The following is a 568-nucleotide window of genomic DNA, read 5'->3' as shown; positions in this document are numbered from 1 at the left end:
AGCAGAATGGCGCCGACGAGGCGTCGGATGGCAGCCTCGTTGGGAAAGATGCCGACGACCTCTGTCCGGCGCTTCACCTCGCCGTTGACGCGCTCGAGTGGGTTCGTGCTGTGCAGCTTGGCCCGGTGCTGGGCGGGAAAGCTCATGTAGGCGAGGACGTCGGCCTCGGCTTCGTCCATGAGGGCGGCAAGCTTCGGCAGCTTGGGGCGGAGCTGGTCGGCAACGCGGCGCCACTGCTGACGGGCGGCCTCGGCGTCGTTCTGGGCGAAGGCGGTCGCCATGAAGGCCGAGACGACTCGCCGGCCGCTCTTGCCTGCATGGGCCAGCGCGTTGCGCATGAAGTGCACGCGGCAGCGCTGCCAGGTGGCGCAGAGGACGCGGGTGATGGCGGCCTTCAGCCCCTCGTGCGCGTCCGAGATCACCAGCTTCACGCCGCGCAGGCCGCGGCGGGTGAGCTTGCGGAGGAACTCGGTCCAGAACGGCTCGGCCTCGGAGGGGCCGATGTCCATGCCCAGCACCTCGCGGCGGCCGTCGCTGTTGACGCCCACGGCGATGATGACGGCGACGG

1 protein-coding gene is annotated in these 568 nt (G+C 70.2%); it reads right to left on the bottom strand.

The window, feature by feature from the left end:
• Window positions 1-568 (bottom strand): IS256 family transposase (locus tag KY389_RS15060; protein ID WP_219831784.1); only part of this gene is annotated, 568 nt, incomplete at both ends.

Origin of the sequence: Paracoccus bogoriensis (genome assembly GCF_019431455.1) — a bacterium.
GTDB classification, from domain to species: domain Bacteria; phylum Pseudomonadota; class Alphaproteobacteria; order Rhodobacterales; family Rhodobacteraceae; genus Paracoccus; species Paracoccus bogoriensis.
The sequence above is the reverse complement of the archived record's forward strand: the minus strand, read 5'-3'. Positions and strand labels throughout refer to the sequence as shown.